16 protein-coding genes are annotated in these 14,255 nt (G+C 71.0%); 7 read left to right on the top strand and 9 right to left on the bottom strand.

Translation table 11 applies throughout. The features are described from left to right. Positions 1-43: 43 nt before the first annotated feature. Positions 44-874, top strand: coding sequence for a sugar phosphate isomerase/epimerase family protein (locus tag GWK16_RS17415; protein WP_170055256.1), 831 nt, complete (start codon positions 44-46; stop codon positions 872-874). Here the strand turns inward: GWK16_RS17415 and GWK16_RS17410 are convergent. Together GWK16_RS17410 and GWK16_RS17405 are read right to left on the bottom strand one after the other, a co-directional pair. Further along, the gene (locus tag GWK16_RS17410; protein ID WP_170055255.1) at positions 871-1,878 is read right to left on the bottom strand and encodes a zinc-binding alcohol dehydrogenase family protein; all 1,008 of its coding nucleotides are present in this window, start codon (positions 1,876-1,878) and stop codon (positions 871-873) included. The two genes, GWK16_RS17415 and GWK16_RS17410, sit on opposite strands and share 4 nt — an antisense overlap. Positions 1,879-1,917: 39 nt before the next feature. Next, complete coding sequence (locus GWK16_RS17405) at positions 1,918-2,610, bottom strand: M48 family metallopeptidase (protein WP_338144500.1); 693 nt, start codon at positions 2,608-2,610, stop codon at positions 1,918-1,920. A gap of 103 nt (positions 2,611-2,713) precedes the next feature. Here GWK16_RS17405 and GWK16_RS17400 point away from each other — a divergent pair, with 103 nt between their 5' ends. Continuing rightward, complete coding sequence (locus GWK16_RS17400) at positions 2,714-3,598, top strand: DMT family transporter (protein ID WP_170055253.1); 885 nt, start codon at positions 2,714-2,716, stop codon at positions 3,596-3,598. Here GWK16_RS17400 and GWK16_RS17395 read toward each other — a convergent pair. From GWK16_RS17395 to GWK16_RS17370, 6 genes are all read right to left on the bottom strand, one after another. Next, the gene (locus tag GWK16_RS17395; RefSeq protein WP_170055252.1) at positions 3,588-3,902 is read right to left on the bottom strand and encodes a cupin domain-containing protein; all 315 of its coding nucleotides are present in this window, start codon (positions 3,900-3,902) and stop codon (positions 3,588-3,590) included. The two genes, GWK16_RS17400 and GWK16_RS17395, sit on opposite strands and share 11 nt — an antisense overlap. Then, complete coding sequence (locus GWK16_RS17390; protein WP_170055251.1) at positions 3,902-4,840, bottom strand: dihydrodipicolinate synthase family protein; 939 nt, start codon at positions 4,838-4,840, stop codon at positions 3,902-3,904. The genes GWK16_RS17395 and GWK16_RS17390 overlap by 1 nt, the downstream gene beginning before the upstream one ends. Beyond that, entirely contained in the window at positions 4,837-5,334 is a 498-nt protein-coding gene (locus GWK16_RS17385; RefSeq protein ID WP_170055250.1) for a YcgN family cysteine cluster protein, read from the bottom strand. The genes GWK16_RS17390 and GWK16_RS17385 overlap by 4 nt, the downstream gene beginning before the upstream one ends. Positions 5,335-5,403: 69 nt before the next feature. Beyond that, on the bottom strand, positions 5,404-6,837 hold the full coding sequence (locus GWK16_RS17380; protein WP_170055249.1) for an enolase-like domain-containing protein: 1,434 nt from the start codon (positions 6,835-6,837) through the stop codon (positions 5,404-5,406). Further along, complete coding sequence (locus GWK16_RS17375; RefSeq protein ID WP_170055248.1) at positions 6,834-7,655, bottom strand: sugar phosphate isomerase/epimerase family protein; 822 nt, start codon at positions 7,653-7,655, stop codon at positions 6,834-6,836. Before GWK16_RS17375 ends, GWK16_RS17380 begins: the two co-directional genes overlap by 4 nt. After that, entirely contained in the window at positions 7,655-8,671 is a 1,017-nt protein-coding gene (locus GWK16_RS17370; protein WP_170055247.1) for a Gfo/Idh/MocA family protein, read from the bottom strand. The genes GWK16_RS17375 and GWK16_RS17370 overlap by 1 nt, the downstream gene beginning before the upstream one ends. Before the next feature lie 76 nt (positions 8,672-8,747). Here GWK16_RS17370 and GWK16_RS17365 point away from each other — a divergent pair, with 76 nt between their 5' ends. The 5 genes from GWK16_RS17365 to GWK16_RS17345 all read left to right on the top strand — a co-directional run bounded on the left by GWK16_RS17365 (position 8,748) and on the right by GWK16_RS17345 (position 12,929). Next, positions 8,748-9,557 carry a GNAT family N-acetyltransferase gene (locus GWK16_RS17365; RefSeq protein WP_170055246.1) on the top strand — a complete coding sequence of 270 codons (810 nt, stop codon included), beginning with the start codon at positions 8,748-8,750 and terminating at the stop codon, positions 9,555-9,557. A gap of 115 nt (positions 9,558-9,672) precedes the next feature. After that, a complete protein-coding gene (locus tag GWK16_RS17360) occupies positions 9,673-10,695 on the top strand; it encodes a tripartite tricarboxylate transporter substrate binding protein (protein ID WP_170055245.1) in 1,023 nt (340 codons plus the stop codon). Next, positions 10,692-11,222 carry a tripartite tricarboxylate transporter TctB family protein gene (locus tag GWK16_RS17355; protein WP_170055244.1) on the top strand — a complete coding sequence of 177 codons (531 nt, stop codon included), beginning with the start codon at positions 10,692-10,694 and terminating at the stop codon, positions 11,220-11,222. Before GWK16_RS17360 ends, GWK16_RS17355 begins: the two co-directional genes overlap by 4 nt. Further along, the gene (locus GWK16_RS17350) at positions 11,222-12,721 is read left to right on the top strand and encodes a tripartite tricarboxylate transporter permease (RefSeq protein WP_170055243.1); all 1,500 of its coding nucleotides are present in this window, start codon (positions 11,222-11,224) and stop codon (positions 12,719-12,721) included. Before GWK16_RS17355 ends, GWK16_RS17350 begins: the two co-directional genes overlap by 1 nt. Positions 12,722-12,773: 52 nt before the next feature. Next, on the top strand, positions 12,774-12,929 hold the full coding sequence (locus GWK16_RS17345; RefSeq protein WP_170055242.1) for a hypothetical protein: 156 nt from the start codon (positions 12,774-12,776) through the stop codon (positions 12,927-12,929). Positions 12,930-13,096: 167 nt separating this feature from the next. On the opposite strand, the gene GWK16_RS17340 is transcribed toward GWK16_RS17345, so the two are convergent. Continuing rightward, positions 13,097-14,098, bottom strand: coding sequence for an NAD(P)-dependent oxidoreductase (locus tag GWK16_RS17340; protein WP_170055241.1), 1,002 nt, complete (start codon positions 14,096-14,098; stop codon positions 13,097-13,099). Positions 14,099-14,255 lie beyond the last annotated feature (157 nt).

Here is a 14,255-nt window from a genome sequence, read left to right as displayed (position 1 = left end):
CCTCCGCGTGCTGGCAACCATCGCAAAACGGCAGGAGGAAGCGATGTCGCTACTTGATCGGATCGGCGTCGATGTCGGGCGCAAGCTTAAGCTCGAGGACGCTATCGAATGGGCCGCGCGCAATGAGGTCCGGCACATCGACATCCAGCTCGATACCGGTGCCAATGCGGTGACGCTGTTCGATGAGGCGCGCTGCCGCGCGATCAGGCAGAGTGCCAAGGCAAACGGCGTCCACATTGCGCTGCACACGCTCTCGGCGGTGAACGTCGCCGAGTATTCGCCCTTCCTGTCGGAGGCGGTGGACGCCTACCTTCGCGCCTATATCGAGGTCGCGCCACGGCTCGAAGCCCAGTGGATCGTCGTCCACGCCGGCTATCACTTCACCGCCGACGTGAAGATGCGCATGGAAGCCGGGCGCGACCGCCTGCAGCGCATGGTGAAGCACGCCGAACAGCACGGCGCCCTGCTGCTGCTCGAGAACCTGAACCGTGAACCCGACAATGCCGAGGTGCATTACCTCGCGCACACCATGGAGGAATGGCGCTACTACTTCGACGCCATCCATTCGCCGGCCTTCGCCCTGTCCTTCACCGCCAACCACGCGCATCTGCTGCCGCCGGGGGTGGAGGGCTTCGTCGCGGAGATCCCGATGGAGCGGGTGAAGGAGGTCCGCCTCGCCGATTGCTGGCGCAACGGCTACGAGGAGCACCTTATCCCCGGTAAGGGCGATTTCGATTTCGGCGCGATGTTCGCGCTGCTCGAAGGCAAGGGCTATCGCGGCGCCTACACCAATGCCTTCGGCACGCTCGAGGACATGCAGGCGGCGCGCGGGTACATGGTGGAGAAGGCGCGCGCCGCCGGGGTGGCTGTCTAGAGCCCGTCGAGCACGACCTTGCCGATCATCGTGCCGCTCTCGACCTTCGCATGCGCCTCGCGCAGCCGCGCGGCGGTCATGGGACCGAGGTTCAGCGTCATGGTGTGACGGATGCGCCCGTGGTCGACCATGTCGGCCACGGCGGTCAGGAGGTGATGCTGCTCGATCATATCCGGCGTGCCGAAGATCGGTCGGGTGAACATCAGCTCCCAGTGCAGCGACACGGATTTCGGCATCAGTTGCCGCGCATCGATCGGCGCCTGGCTTTCGATCAGCACGATCGCACCCTGGGGTGCGATGGACGCGACGATCTGATCCCAGTTCCGCGCCGTGGTGTTGGTCGAGAAGACGTAGCGCGGCTTCACGCCCAAAGCCTTGAGCTGGGCGGGGATGTCCTCCCGATGGTCGACGACGTGATGCGCGCCGAGGTCGCGGCACCATTGCGCCGTCTCGGGCCGGGACGCCGTGGCAACCACCGTCAGCGCGGTCCGCTGCCGCGCGACCTGGATGACCATGGACCCGACGCCGCCGGCGCCGCCGATGACCAGCAGCGCCTCCCCGACACCGCCGCCCTCATGGATCTTCAGCCGGTCGTGCAGCCCTTCCCAGGCCGTGATCGTCGTCAGCGGCATCGACGCCGCCTCGGCGAAGGACAGCGAGGCCGGCTTGCGCCCGACGATGCGTTCATCGACCAGTTGCAACGCTGCATTGCTACCGGGCCGGTTCACGACGCCGGCGTAGAAGACCTCGTCGCCGGGGCGGAACAGGGTGCACGCCGGGCCGACCTCCCGGACGATGCCGGCGGCATCGAAGCCCAGGATGCGCGGGCCATCCTTCGGCTCCTCCGTCTTGCGGCGCTTGGTGTCGACCGGGTTGACCGAGACGGCGCGCACCTCGACCAGCATGTCATGACCGGCCGGCGCGCCGGGCTCGGGGATATCGAGGTCGAGCAACGCCTCCGGATGATCGACCGGGTGGCATTTGGTGAAACCGACCGCCTTCATGCGCATCCTCCGTAGGCTTGCGGAGGATATAGGCCGGATTCAACCGACGCGCAGGAGGGCCGGCCCGTTCTCGCGCAGCCAGTCCTGCGCCGGCTCGCGATGCGGTGTCAGCGCCGCGACATGGGCCCAGAAGCGCGACGAGTGGTTCAGTTCGCGCAGATGCGCGACCTCATGCGCCACGACGTAGTCCAGCACCCAGTCAGGCGCCATCACGAGGCGCCAGGAGAAGGCGAGCGTCCCGTCCGGCGCGCAGGACCCCCAGCGGCTGTTGGTGTCCTTCAGCCGGATGGCGCGGATCTTCACCCCGAGCGTCGCGGCGTGCCCTTCGGCCAGCAGGGCGATGCGGCGCTTGGCTTCGGCGCGCAGGAAGTCCTTCACGCGGCGCGCGAGGAATTCCGCCCGCCCGGACACGACGATCGACTGGCCATCCAGGAACGCGCCGCCGCGCGCGTCCGGATCGTGGCGAATGACATGCGGCAGGCCGCCGAGCGGCACCTCCACGCCCGGCGCCAGTTCCACCGGCGGCGACAGCGCTGCCAGGCGCTGCATCACCCAGGCGGCATGGGTCGTCAGCAGCGCCATGCCCGCGCGCCGTCCGGCGCGCATCGGCAGCGTCACCACGACCTCCCCGGCGCGCGCATCGATCCGCAGGCTGACCCGGCGCGCGCGCGCGGAGCGGTTCCAACGCACCGGGCAGCCCACCGGGGCTCCGAGCACGCCGGGGCGCAACACGACGGTTTCCGAATCGGGCGACTGCATCGCAGCAACATGGCTCAGCGACGATGGCGGCTTCAACTGCTTGACAGCGGCGCCGTGCACACGACCACTGATTGTCATGCCCGAGGCGCTCCGCCCCTTGCCACCGCTGCTCCTGCTGGGCTCGATCTGGGGCGCGACGCCGGCCTTCGTGAAGCATCTTGCCGCCCTCGGCTGGCCCCCGATGCTGATCGCGACCTGTGCCGCGGCGGGCAGCGCCGTGATCCTGTTCGCCGCCTGCCGGTTCCGCGGAATCGACGTACCGCTGTCGCGGACGCATCTGCGCCACTATGCGGTGTCGGGCCTGTTCGGCATGGCGCTGGCGAACCTGGTCGCCTTCACCAGCATTCCTCACATTCCCGCGGGGTTCTTCTCCCTGATCGTGCCGCTCTCGCCGATCTTGACCGTGCTGGGCGCGGCCGCGCTCAGCATGGAACGGGCAACGCGGCGACGGCTGCTCGGCACGGTGCTGGGCTTCGCGGGGGTGGTGGTCGCGATGCGGCCCGGCGCGGCGCTGCCGGATCCGTCCATGCTGCCCTGGGCGCTCTTCGCGGCGCTGACGCCGGCCTGCTACGCGGCGTCGAACCTGCTCGCGGTACGGCTCGCGCCGCAGGGCACGGCGCCGCTCGCGCTCGCCACCGGCACGCTGACGGCCGGGGCGCTGCAGGCGGGCATCGTCGCCACGCTGCTGGGGCAGATGCGAGTGCCGCCGCTGGACGGCCTGCCGGTCTCGGCGCTGCAGGCGGCCTGCACCGCGGCGGCCTTCATGATCTACTTCCGCTCGCTCGCCGCGCATGGCGGCGTGGTCACGTCGCAGACCGGCTACATCATCACGCTGACGGGCCTGGCCTGGGGCTGGGCCCTGTTCGGCGAACGGCCGGGATGGCTGACCATCCCGGCCGCCTCGCTGGTCTTCGCCGGGCTCGCGCTGGTGACGCTGCCCGGGCGCAAGGTCACCCGATGAGGTGCTTCAGCTCCGTCTCGACGAAGGCGAAGGCCGTGTCGCCGGCATTGACGACATTGTGCTCGATGCCCGCGGCGCGCGCATAGGCCACGCCCGCCTTGATCTCGGCCGTCGCCGTCTCGCCGCCCGGCAGTTCCAGCAGCATCTTCCCGTCGCTCACGGGCACGACGACATAGGCCATGCCGTGCCGGTGCCAGCCGGTCTCGGAGCCCGGCGGGAAATCCCACCGGGTCACGCGGACATTGTCGTCATCCACCTGGACGGTGGCGATGGCGGGCTCGCGGCAGCGCAGCGGCTCGTTCATCACTCGGCCGCCTTCGCGGGGACCATGCCGGGCAGCGGGATGGCGCCGGCCGCGGTCCAGGCGGCCCAGACCTTCTCGGCCTGCTCGGCCGTCAGGGGCAGGTGCGGCGGACGGATCACGCGCCAGCCGGCATCGCCGGTGCTGCGCGCGATGATCTCGCGCAGGCCCGGGATCAGCGGCACGGACGTCGCGGCACGGCGCGTCGCGGTCAGCGTCGCCTGCGCCGCATCGGCCTCGGGGCCCGTGCGCTTCGCATAGACGATGCCGCCCCAATGGCTGTTCGCGTTGGACGCCGCGGTGATGCAGCCCGCCCCGCCTTCGGCGAGGATCTGCTGCAGGAACTCGTCGCTGCCCGAATAGACCTCGAACCCGTCCTTCGCGAAGGCCTTCACCATCGCGAGCATGTTGGCGTAGTCGCCGGACGAATCCTTCACGCCCTTGATCGCGCCCGGGAAGGCCTTCAGCAGCCGCCCGATCAGGTCGAGGCTGAACGGCACCGCCGACTGCTGCGGGAAGTGATAGAGGTAGATCTTCACCCCGCCGCCGACGCGGTGCACCACTTCCGAGAAATAGGCGAACAGCCCGTCGTCGCTCGGCCCCTTGTAGTAGAAGGGCGGCAGCATCAGCACGCCGGGGCAGCCGGCGTCGCGGGCATGCTTCGTCAGTTCCACGCTGTCCGTCAGGCTGGCGCAGCCCGTGCCCGGCATCATCTTCGCCGCCGGGATGCCGCGCGCGATCAGGCCTTCGAGGATCGCCTTGCGCTCATGCAGGCCGAAGGAATTGGCCTCCCCCGTCGTGCCCAGAACGCCGAGGCCGGTGCAGCCATTGGCGAGCAGCCACTTCGCATGCGCCGCCATGCGGTCGAGATCGGGCGTGAGGTCGGGCCCCATCGCCGTCAGCACCGCGGCATTCACGCCGCCATAGATCGCGTCCTTCATCCCGGTCTCCTCCGGTTCGTCACAACAGGGGGCGTGCGTGCCTTGGCCGGCCACTTGCCCGGCCAGGACACGACGTGGTCCTCGAAATCGCCGGCATCGCGCTCGGCGACGGTCCGGCCGCGGACGGAAATCCCGGCCTCGTGCACCGTCTCGGCCCGGCCCGACACCAGCGGATGCCACCAGGGCAGGTCCTGCCCCTCGGCCACCAGGCGATAGGCGCAGGTCGGCGGCAGCCAGTCGATCTTCTCGAGCCGCTTCGGCGTCAGCTTCACGCAGTCCGGAACCCATTTCCGCCGGTTCGCGTAGTCCTTGCACCGGCAGGTCTCACCATCCAGCAGCCGGCAGGCGACGTTGGTGTAGGCGAGGCGATCGGTCTCCTCGTCGCGCAGCTTGTGCAGGCAGCAGCGGCCACAGCCGTCGCACAGGCTCTCCCACTCGGCGCGGGTCATCGCGTCGAGCGTCTTCGCACGCCAGAAAGGGGCCGGATCGGTCACGGGCGGGTTCTACGCCGAAGAGCGGGGGAGGAGAACCTCCCCCGAATCCCCCTCCCTTCTTTGGATACGTCAGCGAGGGGGCCAGGCGGCGGCGGGCATCGGTGCCATTGCCGTGACGTCGGGCTCCAGCGCGGTGCCCAGGCCCACGGCATCCACCACGGATCCAAGGTCCAGCGCTCCGTCGCGGATCGCCAGGCGCGGGCCACGCGGCGTGTCCGCATAGAGGTCCGGATGCGCCTCCATGAAACGGATCGCTTCCGCCTTCGGCCGGCCCGCGAAGCCGTCCACGAAATGATGGCCGTTGCGCTCGACGTGAACCAGGCCCATCGCGCTGACCAGCGCCAGGTCCTGCTGCACGCAGACGCCGGCGAGCGTCGTCAAATCCTCCGCGCTCATGAAGTAGCGCGGCTCGGGCAGGGCCGCATTCCAGGCGCCGCAGCGCGCCAGGTTGATCAGCGACCGCCACACGCCCTTGCAGGCCTTCGACGAAATGCCGGCATAGCCGAGCGCCTTCGCCTGCACGAAGGCGTCGAGCGGCCCGTCGCTCTCATCCACGATCACCGGGCGTTCCGCCGCCAGGGCTCCCATCGCGCCTTCAAGTGCCTTGGCCCGCTTCACCGGCTGCTCGATGAAGGCGATCGAGGCATTCAGCCGCGCCAGGCGCGGTTCCGCCTGCATCGCCCGCCACAGCGCGAGCACGCCTTCCGCATCCTCGTACTGCTCATTGCCGTCGAGCGAGACGTGATAGCCGTGCAGCCGATCGAGCACCGAGGCGATCCGGCACAGCCGGTCCACATCCGCCGCGACATTCCCGCCGACCTTCAGCTTCCACCAGGAATGGCGATAGGTCGCGACGACCTCCTCCACCGTCTCGGGCAGGCCGTCATTCACCCGTTCCGCCTGGTCCGCCGCGGTGATCGGATCGACCAGCCCGACCGTATGCCGCGCATGCATCCGCCGTGCGGGCGTCAGCGAGGCCAGCATCGCCCCGAAATCATGTCCGGCGAGGTCGGGCAGCGCCGCATGCGCCGTCATACCGCCGACATTGGCGCGCATCGCGGCGGCGAAGGACAGCCCCTTCGCCTTCAGCAGCGCATCCAGCATGGCGCGGTCGAGCAGCGCACGCCCATAGGCCGCGACCAGCGGATTCAGCCCTTCCGCCCCGCAGGCCGCGACATGCGCGCCATAAGCATCCGCGTAATGCCCGAAGGCGGTGTTCGCACCCGCCGCCATCGTCGCCGCGCAGGCGATCTCGAGCGCGCGGCGCAGCTGGTCCTCGTTCTGCGCATCGGTCCAGCGCGGATCCTTGTCGAACCATTTCGCGGCGAGCGTCTCCGCCGCCACGCCCCAGTGCTCCGACCCGTCCTCCAGCACGATGCGCGCGCGGATCACCGCCTGGCGCCCATGCGTCACCGTGATGACGCCGAAGCGGAAGGGCATCCGCAGCTTGAACGGCCATTCGAAGCGCTGCGTCTCCAGCAACCGGAAGCGGGGCGCGGTCATGCGGTGGTCTCCTCGAGCGCACGGAGGTAGCCGATGGCGCGCGCCGCGCTGGTCGGCCCGTCGGGGACGTAGTCGAAGGGCTCGACGGCGCAGAAGCCGCCATAGCCGATGCGCCGCAGCGTCGAGAGCACCGGTCCGAAGCGGTCATTCCCCTGCCCCGGCGCGCGCTTGTTGCGGTCGTTGAGATGCACATGCACCACGTCGCCGGACGGCACGAAGCGTTCCAGCAGCGCGGGCACCGGCTCCACCTCGCCATTCCCCGCCGAACAGACATCCAGCATCGTCCGCAGCGCCGGATTGCCGATGCGCCGCACGATCGCCGCCGCCTCCGCCACCGTGGTGCACCAGTTGGTCTGGCCGGGGTCGAGCGCTTCCAGGCAATAGGTCACGCCGTGCTGCGCCGCCCATTCGCCGGCCTTGGCCATCGCCTCCTCGGCGCGGGCCGGGTCGTCTTCGGCCTCCACGCGGCGCGCGCCGGGCGAGCCATGCACCAGCAGCGTCGCGCCGAGATCGGCCGCCAGCGCCACCAGCCGCTCCATCACATCCAGCGTGCGCGCGCGCAGCGCCGGGTCCGCGCTGGTGATGGACAGCCCCGCGGGCGCGACCAGCAGCCAGTGCAGCGAGGTGATCGTCGTGCCGGCCTCCGCCGCCGCCCGGCGGACTGCGGCGCGGCGCGAGGCCGGCAGCAGATGCGGCGCCTCGGCATCGAGCGTGAAGGGCGCGACCTCCAGCCCGTCATAGCCGAGCCCCGCCGCCAACGCGCATTGCGCGGCGAAGTCGAGGTCGCGGATGACCTCGTTGCACAGGCTGATGCGCATCAGGCGATCTCCTCCAGCGCGACGACGCGCCCCTCGGCGGCGGACAGCCGCGCGGCATCCAGGATCCGTGCCGGCGCGACGGCGCCGGATCGCAGCCCGGCCTCCGGCGCGCGACGCGTCCGCACTGCTTCGATGAAGGCAGCAAGCTCGGCGGCGACGACCTCGACCGGATCGGCGGCGGGAATCGCGGCATCCTCGCGCGCCGCATGCTGCGGCAGCCAGGCGCCGTTCGCGCCGGGGGCATGGGCGCCGCGGCGGAGCGCGAAGGTCTCGGCGGCGAAGTCGACCTCGGCCAGCGCGTCATGGCCAGCGACGACGATCTCCTTGCGCGTCTCCGCCCCAGGCACCACCGCGTCGGGCCAGCGCCCGGGCAGGACGCAGCCGGCCTCGATCAATCCCGCCAGGCCCGAGGGGAACGTCATCTGGATCACCGCCAGGTCCTCGCGCCCGCGCCCCAGCGGATCGGCCGTCGTCGCAAAGATCCGGGACGGCGCCTCGCCCGCGATCCAGGGCAGCAGGTCGGCGAAATGCACCGCGTCGTTCAACAGCGCGCCGGAATCGCCACGCGCGCGCTTCAGACCGGAAAACCGCGCGGCGAGGTAGTGCAGCCTCCCGAAGTCGCCCGCCGCCACCATCCGCCGCAACGCGATCGCCTTCGGATGGAAGCGGAAATAGAGCCCGACCTGCGCGATGCGGCCCTGCGCCTCTGCGAGGTCCGCCAGCGCCGCGGCCTCGGCCGCCGTCTCCGTCGCCGGCTTTTCCAGGAACAGGTCCCGCCCGGCGCGCAGCACCGCGCCCGCCACCGCGACATGCGTCGGCACCGGCGTCGCCACGATCGCGGCATCGCAGGCGGCCAGCCCGGCCTCGAGGCTCTCCGCCACCGCCTCCCCCGTCGCCGCCGCCAGGCCGCGGTCCGCATCGAACACGGTGGCAGCCATGCCGAGCCGCTTCAGCGCGGCGAGGTGCACGCGCCCGAAGGCGCCGCATCCGATCAGCAGCAGTCCCGGTCGTTCCATGCGCGCGAGTGGGCTTCGATCCCGCGCGACCGTCAAGCGCTTGACGCGCGGCCCGGCGCATCGTCGCATCAGGCCCATGCGACCGCTCACCGAGGCCGACCTGCCCCGCGCCGCCGCGCTGTCCTTCCTCATCGGCTGGAACCAGGTCGCGCGCGACTGGGCGTTGTTCCTCCACGAAGGCGAGGGCCAGGCGCTCGACGACGGGCAGGAGGCGCTGGCCGCAACCGCCGCCGTGATCCGCTACGGCGGCGACCTCGCCTGGATCTCGATGGTCCTCGTGCGTCCCGACATGCGGCGGAAGGGCCATGCGACGGCGCTGATGCGCTGGGCCGTCGACACGCTCTCCGGCACGCGCTGCGCCGCGCTCGACGCGACGCCGGCGGGGCGGGAGGTCTATCGCCGCCTTGGCTTCCGCGACCTCTGGGGATTCGCGCGCTGGTCGCTGCCGGCACCGCTGCCCGGCGGGACCGGCGTTCGCCCGGTGGCCGACTCCGACTGGCCGGCACTGCTCGCCCTCGACGCCGCCGCCTTCGGCGCGCCGCGCGAAGCCCTGCTGCGCGACTTCGCCGCGCGCCAGCCCGGCGCGGCCTTCATCGCCGAGGACGGCAGCGGCTTCGCCCTCGCCCGCGACGGCGCACGCGGACCGCAGATAGGCCCGGTGGTCGCGCGCGACGATGCAACGGCGCGTGCCCTCCTCGCCGCCGCGCGCAACGCCCTTCCCGGTGCGCCGGTGCTCGACCTGCCCGATGCGCGCGGCGAGGTCGCTGCCTGGCTCGCCGCCCACGGCGCAACGCCGCAGCGGCACTTCACGCGCATGGCCCTGGGCGCGGACACGCCGGGCGACCCGTCGATGTTCGCCGCCGTCGCCGGGCCGGAGTTCGGCTGACCCGCCCGGCTTGACGTCACCGCGAGGACCGCCGCACCATTCGCAGTAACTACCGGGTTACCGCCCAAGGACGCCGCGGCGAACGCGGCGCGCGAACGAGGAAAGGGTCGAAGACATGCTGCGCAGGCACCTGCTCGCCGCCACCGCCGCCGGGATCGCGGCGCCCGCCACGCTCCGCGCCCAGGCCGCCTGGCGGCCGGATCGCCCGGTCACGATCATCGTCCCCTGGGCCGCCGGCGGATCGACCGACCAGATGGCCCGCATCGTGGCGGCCGAGGTGGAAGGCTCGCTCGGCCAGCGGGTCGTGGTGGTGAACCAGCCCGGCGCCTCGGGCTCGATCGGCACGCGCAACGCCATGGAAGCGGCGAAGGATGGCTACACCTGGGCCGCCGGCGCGGCGGTGGATGTGGGCTGCTACAAGGTGCTCGGCCTGCTCGACACGCAGTTGTCGGACTGGAACCTGTTCTTCGCGGTGGCCAATGTGAACGTGCTGGTCGCCAACCCGCAGGCCGGCTTCCGCGACTTCCCCGCGGCGCTCGACGCGCTGAAGACCCGCGGCCAGGGCATCGGCATCGCCACCGCCGGCGTCTCCTCGGCCGGGCACAACATGATGGAGGCGCTGCGCGCCGCCACGCCGGGGATGCAGTACCGCCACGCCACCTATGACGGCGGCAATCCGGCGATGATCGCGACCGTTTCGGGCGAGACGCCGCTGGGCGCGATGCTGCTGGTCGAGGCCGCGGAGATGATCCGCGCCCGCCGCCTGGTGCCGCTCGCCGTGCAGTCCGACAACCCGGTGACGCTCGCCGCGCAGGGCAACAGCCCGGCGATCGAGATCCCCTCCGTCCGCCGCTGGGTGCCGAACATGCCGGCGCCGCTGAACTACTTCGGCATCTGGTGCCCCAAGGGCGTGCCCGAACCCGTGGTCGCGACCATGACCAACATCTGGCGCACCACCATCGCGAATTCCCAGCGCCTGAAGGACTACGCGACGTCGCGGGCCGCGCTCTTCACGCCGATCTACGGCCAGCAGGCCCATGACGAGGCGTGGAAGATGGTCCGCCAGACCGCCTGGCTCTACTTCGACGGCGGCAAGGCGCGCGTTTCCCCCGACACGCTGGGGATCGCACGACTTTGAGCGAGGTCGAGGCCGACTCCCCCTTCGACGGCGAAAAGGCGCCGGCCTCGCCGCGCGCGGACCTGATCACCGCGGCGGTCCTCTTCGTCGTCGGCGTGGCGATCGTCCAGCAGGCCATCGCCATGCCGCGCTTCGTCGAGCAATCGGGCACCGGCCTCACCGCACCGGGCATCGTGCCGGGCTTCTACGGCGTGATGCTCGCGCTGCTGTCCGTCGTGCTCGGCGTCCGGGCGATCGGGCGCGGCGGCTGGGCGGTGCGCGGGCCGGTCGCCAAGGCGACGGGGGACGGGCGGCGGCTCGGCCTCGCGGCGTTGCTCGGCATTCTCTATGCGGGCGTGCTCGTCGGCCGGGTGCCGTTCTGGATCGCCTCCGCACTGTTCGTCTTCGCTTTCACCACCGCCTTCGAATGGGATCAGGGGCCCGAACGCCGCGCCCGCCGCATGATCGAGGCCGCGCTGATCGGAATCGGCACCGGCGTCGCGGTGATGCTGGTCTTCGAGAAGCTCTTCCTGCTGCGGCTGCCCTGATGGACGCGCTCAACAACCTGATGGGCGGCTTCGCCCATGTGCTCGGCGGCGGGGCGGTCTGGCACGCGCTCTGGGCCACGCTGATCGGCATCGTCATCGGCGCCTTGCCAGGCCTCACGGCCACGATGGGCGTCGCGCTGCTGACCACGCTGACCTTCGGCATGGGGCCGAACGTCGCGATGCTGGTGCTGGTCTGCGTCTATGTCGGCGCGATCTATGGCGGGTCGCGCAGCGCCATCCTGCTCAACATCCCGGGCACGCCGGCCTCGGCGGCCTCGACGCTCGACGGCTTTCCGCTCGCGCGGCAGGGGCTCGCCGGCCGGGCGATGGGCATCTCGACCTCCGGCTCCTGGCTCGGAACGCTGTTCGGCACGCTGATCCTCGCCCTGTTCGCGCCGACCTTCGGGGAATTCGCGCTGCAGTTCGGCTCCTACGAGATGTTCTGGGTGGCGATGTTCGGCATCGTCATCGCCGGGTCGCTGTCCGGCGGCGATCCGCTCAAGGGCTACATCGCCGGGTTCATCGGCCTGCTTGTCGCGACCATCGGGCAGGAAACCAACCACGCCTATGCCCGCTTCGCCTATGGCAATGGCGACCTCGCCGGCGGGCTGGGCCTGCTGCCGGTCCTTGTCGGCGTCTTCGGCGTGGCGGAGGTGCTCTCGGCGATGCGCGGGCCGGCGGTGAAGGCCGTCTCCTCCAAGATCGATTCCGTCATTCCGCGCCTGTCGGACGTCGCGAAGTACTGGAAGACCATCCTGCGATCCGGCGCACTCGGCACCTTCATCGGGGCGATGCCCGGCCTCGGCGAGGACATCGCCGCCTGGACCTCCTACGCCGCCGCCAAGCGCGCCTCGAAGGAAAAGGAGAAGTTCGGCAAGGGCAGCATCGAGGGCCTGATGTCCGCCGAGACCGGCGAGAGCGCCTGCGTCCCCGGCGCCATCATCCCCGTCCTCACCCTCGCCGTCCCCGGTTCCGCACCGGCCGCCGTGCTGATGGCCGCGATGATGATCCACGGGCTCAACCCCGGGCCGATGCTCGCGATCACCGCGCCCGAGTTCATCTACCAGATCGTCGCCATGCTGGTGATCGCCGACATGGTGAAGATGTTCTACGGCCTGGTGCTGGTGCGCCCGCTGCTGTGGATCCTGCTGATCCCGCGCGAACGACTGATGCCGATCGTCTTCGTGCTGTGCACCGTCGGCGCCTTCGCCATCACGTCGCGGCTCTTCGACATCTGGGTGATGCTCGGCGCCGGGCTGGTCGGCTTCATCCTGCGGGAGTTGCGCTTCCCGATGGCGCCGCTGGTGCTCGGCATCGTGCTGGGCGACCTGCTCGACAAGAACCTGCTGCGCGGGCTGGTGCTCTCGGGCGGGGATGTCACGCCCTTCTTCACCCGGCCGATCAGCATGGGGCTTTGCGCGCTGACGCTGATCGCGGCGCTCTGGTCCATCCCCTCGGTCGCCGGCCTGCTGCGGCGGCGCAAGCCCGCCGAGGGCTGATCCGGCACGCGGGTTGCTTCCTCCCGGGGCGACAATCCCCGGGAGTTTCCGCATGAACCGCCGCAGCCTGATCCTGGCTGCCATCGTGGTGCCTTACGTCCCGGGCGGGCCGTCCGACTCGCACAGCATCGTCGCACCCCGCGGCCTGGCGGCCGCCGGGCTCGGCATCCGAAACGAGCAGCGCGACGGAACCGACCGCGACAATTGAAAGCGAGACGACGCGGTGGCGGGACGTGGTTCGGCGCGCCGGCATCGCGGCCGGCTGATGCAGCCGAAGGGGCGCCCCCCCCGGACCACCCCGGCGGGGATCCCATTGACGTTGCGAAGCAACGCCAATGGGTGCCCATAGGCCGAAAGGCCCTTGCAAACCGATACTCAGGCGACGCGGATGCCGAGGCGCGCCAAGCGATGCGCGGCAGCCGCATTGACCGCGTTGTCGGGCAACTCACCCCGCGCCAGCGAGGCCACCTGCCGCACCGTGTCCATCGCCTGGTGCTCCATCGCCTCGGGCGTCATGCCGCCGATATGCGGCGCGGCAATCACATCCGGCCGTCGCGCCAGGAACAGCGACGGCCGCTGGTCCAGCGCCCGCCCCACATCCATCGCCGCCCCCGACACCTGTCCGCTGTCCAGCGCGGCCGCCAGCGCCTGCTCGTCCACCAGTTCCCCGCGCGAGAGGTTGATGAACCGCGCCCCCCGCTTCATCCGCGCGAAGGCCGCCGCATCGAACAGGTCGCGCGTCTCGGGGATCGAGATCGCCAGGCACACCACGAAATCCGCCTGCGGCAGCAGCTCGGCCATCGGCATCTGTACGATGCGCGGGTCGGCCACCGTCGCATGCGGATCCGCCACCAGCACCCGCATGCCGAGCGCGAGCGCGACCTCCGCCAGCCGCTGCCCGATCCGCCCATACCCCACGATGCCGAGCGTCGCGGCCGAGAGCTGCACGCCCATCCGCCCCTGCGGCTCCTCGCCCCGCCGGTAGGCCTGCACATGGCCCGACAGGCCGCGCGCCAGATCCACCATGAAGCCCACCGCCTGCTCCGCGACGCTGTCCACGAAGCCCGGCGTCGCGCGCGTGACGAGCACGCCCGCCGCGCTCGCCGCCGCCACGTCGATGGTGCTGATGTCCACGGCCACCCGCAGGAAGGCGACCAGGTCCGGCGCCGCGGCGAAGGTCTCCGGCGTGCCGGGCGTCGCGCGGTCCGCGACGATCGCCTGGCAGCCGCGCGCCGCCTCGGCGAGCGCGGCGCCGGACAGTACCGTCGTGCCCGGGTTGCGCACCACCTCGGCATGTTGCTGCAGCGCGGCCAGGGCGCGCGCCCCGTAGTAGCCGGTGAACATCTCCGGTGTATGCGTCAGGAAAACACGCAGCATCGACGCTTCCTTCCCATGTCGCGGGCAGCCTAGGGCATTTCCCCGCCGGCGCGATGGGCGGGGGCTCAGCCTGCTGTGAATTGCTTACACATTCGACGCGATCCGTGTGTGGACCTTCACGACTTCACGCAGCCCACCCCCAGATTCCCCCTGAAAA

It is taken from the genome of Neoroseomonas marina (assembly GCF_012927745.1).
Classification (GTDB): Bacteria; Pseudomonadota; Alphaproteobacteria; order Acetobacterales; family Acetobacteraceae; genus Neoroseomonas; species Neoroseomonas marina.
Note: the sequence above shows the minus strand (reverse complement) of the source record. Positions and strands in the feature narration are given on the sequence as shown.

What these genes read in the sequence shown, in the direction of transcription:
- GWK16_RS17390 (WP_170055251.1), bottom strand. Translation starts at nt 4,840, where the DNA reads ATGAAGGACGCGATCTATGGCGGCGTGAATGCCGCGGTGCTGACGGCG.
- GWK16_RS17395 (WP_170055252.1), bottom strand. Translation starts at nt 3,902, where the DNA reads ATGAACGAGCCGCTGCGCTGCCGCGAGCCCGCCATCGCCACCGTCCAG.
- GWK16_RS17415 (WP_170055256.1), top strand. Translation starts at nt 44, where the DNA reads ATGTCGCTACTTGATCGGATCGGCGTCGATGTCGGGCGCAAGCTTAAG.
- GWK16_RS17350 (WP_170055243.1), top strand. Translation starts at nt 11,222, where the DNA reads ATGGACGCGCTCAACAACCTGATGGGCGGCTTCGCCCATGTGCTCGGC.
- GWK16_RS17400 (WP_170055253.1), top strand. Translation starts at nt 2,714, where the DNA reads ATGCCCGAGGCGCTCCGCCCCTTGCCACCGCTGCTCCTGCTGGGCTCG.
- GWK16_RS17380 (WP_170055249.1), bottom strand. Translation starts at nt 6,837, where the DNA reads ATGACCGCGCCCCGCTTCCGGTTGCTGGAGACGCAGCGCTTCGAATGG.
- GWK16_RS17410 (WP_170055255.1), bottom strand. Translation starts at nt 1,878, where the DNA reads ATGAAGGCGGTCGGTTTCACCAAATGCCACCCGGTCGATCATCCGGAG.
- GWK16_RS17365 (WP_170055246.1), top strand. Translation starts at nt 8,748, where the DNA reads ATGCGACCGCTCACCGAGGCCGACCTGCCCCGCGCCGCCGCGCTGTCC.
- GWK16_RS17370 (WP_170055247.1), bottom strand. Translation starts at nt 8,671, where the DNA reads ATGGAACGACCGGGACTGCTGCTGATCGGATGCGGCGCCTTCGGGCGC.
- GWK16_RS17345 (WP_170055242.1), top strand. Translation starts at nt 12,774, where the DNA reads ATGAACCGCCGCAGCCTGATCCTGGCTGCCATCGTGGTGCCTTACGTC.
- GWK16_RS17340 (WP_170055241.1), bottom strand. Translation starts at nt 14,098, where the DNA reads ATGCTGCGTGTTTTCCTGACGCATACACCGGAGATGTTCACCGGCTAC.
- GWK16_RS17360 (WP_170055245.1), top strand. Translation starts at nt 9,673, where the DNA reads ATGCTGCGCAGGCACCTGCTCGCCGCCACCGCCGCCGGGATCGCGGCG.
- GWK16_RS17375 (WP_170055248.1), bottom strand. Translation starts at nt 7,655, where the DNA reads ATGCGCATCAGCCTGTGCAACGAGGTCATCCGCGACCTCGACTTCGCC.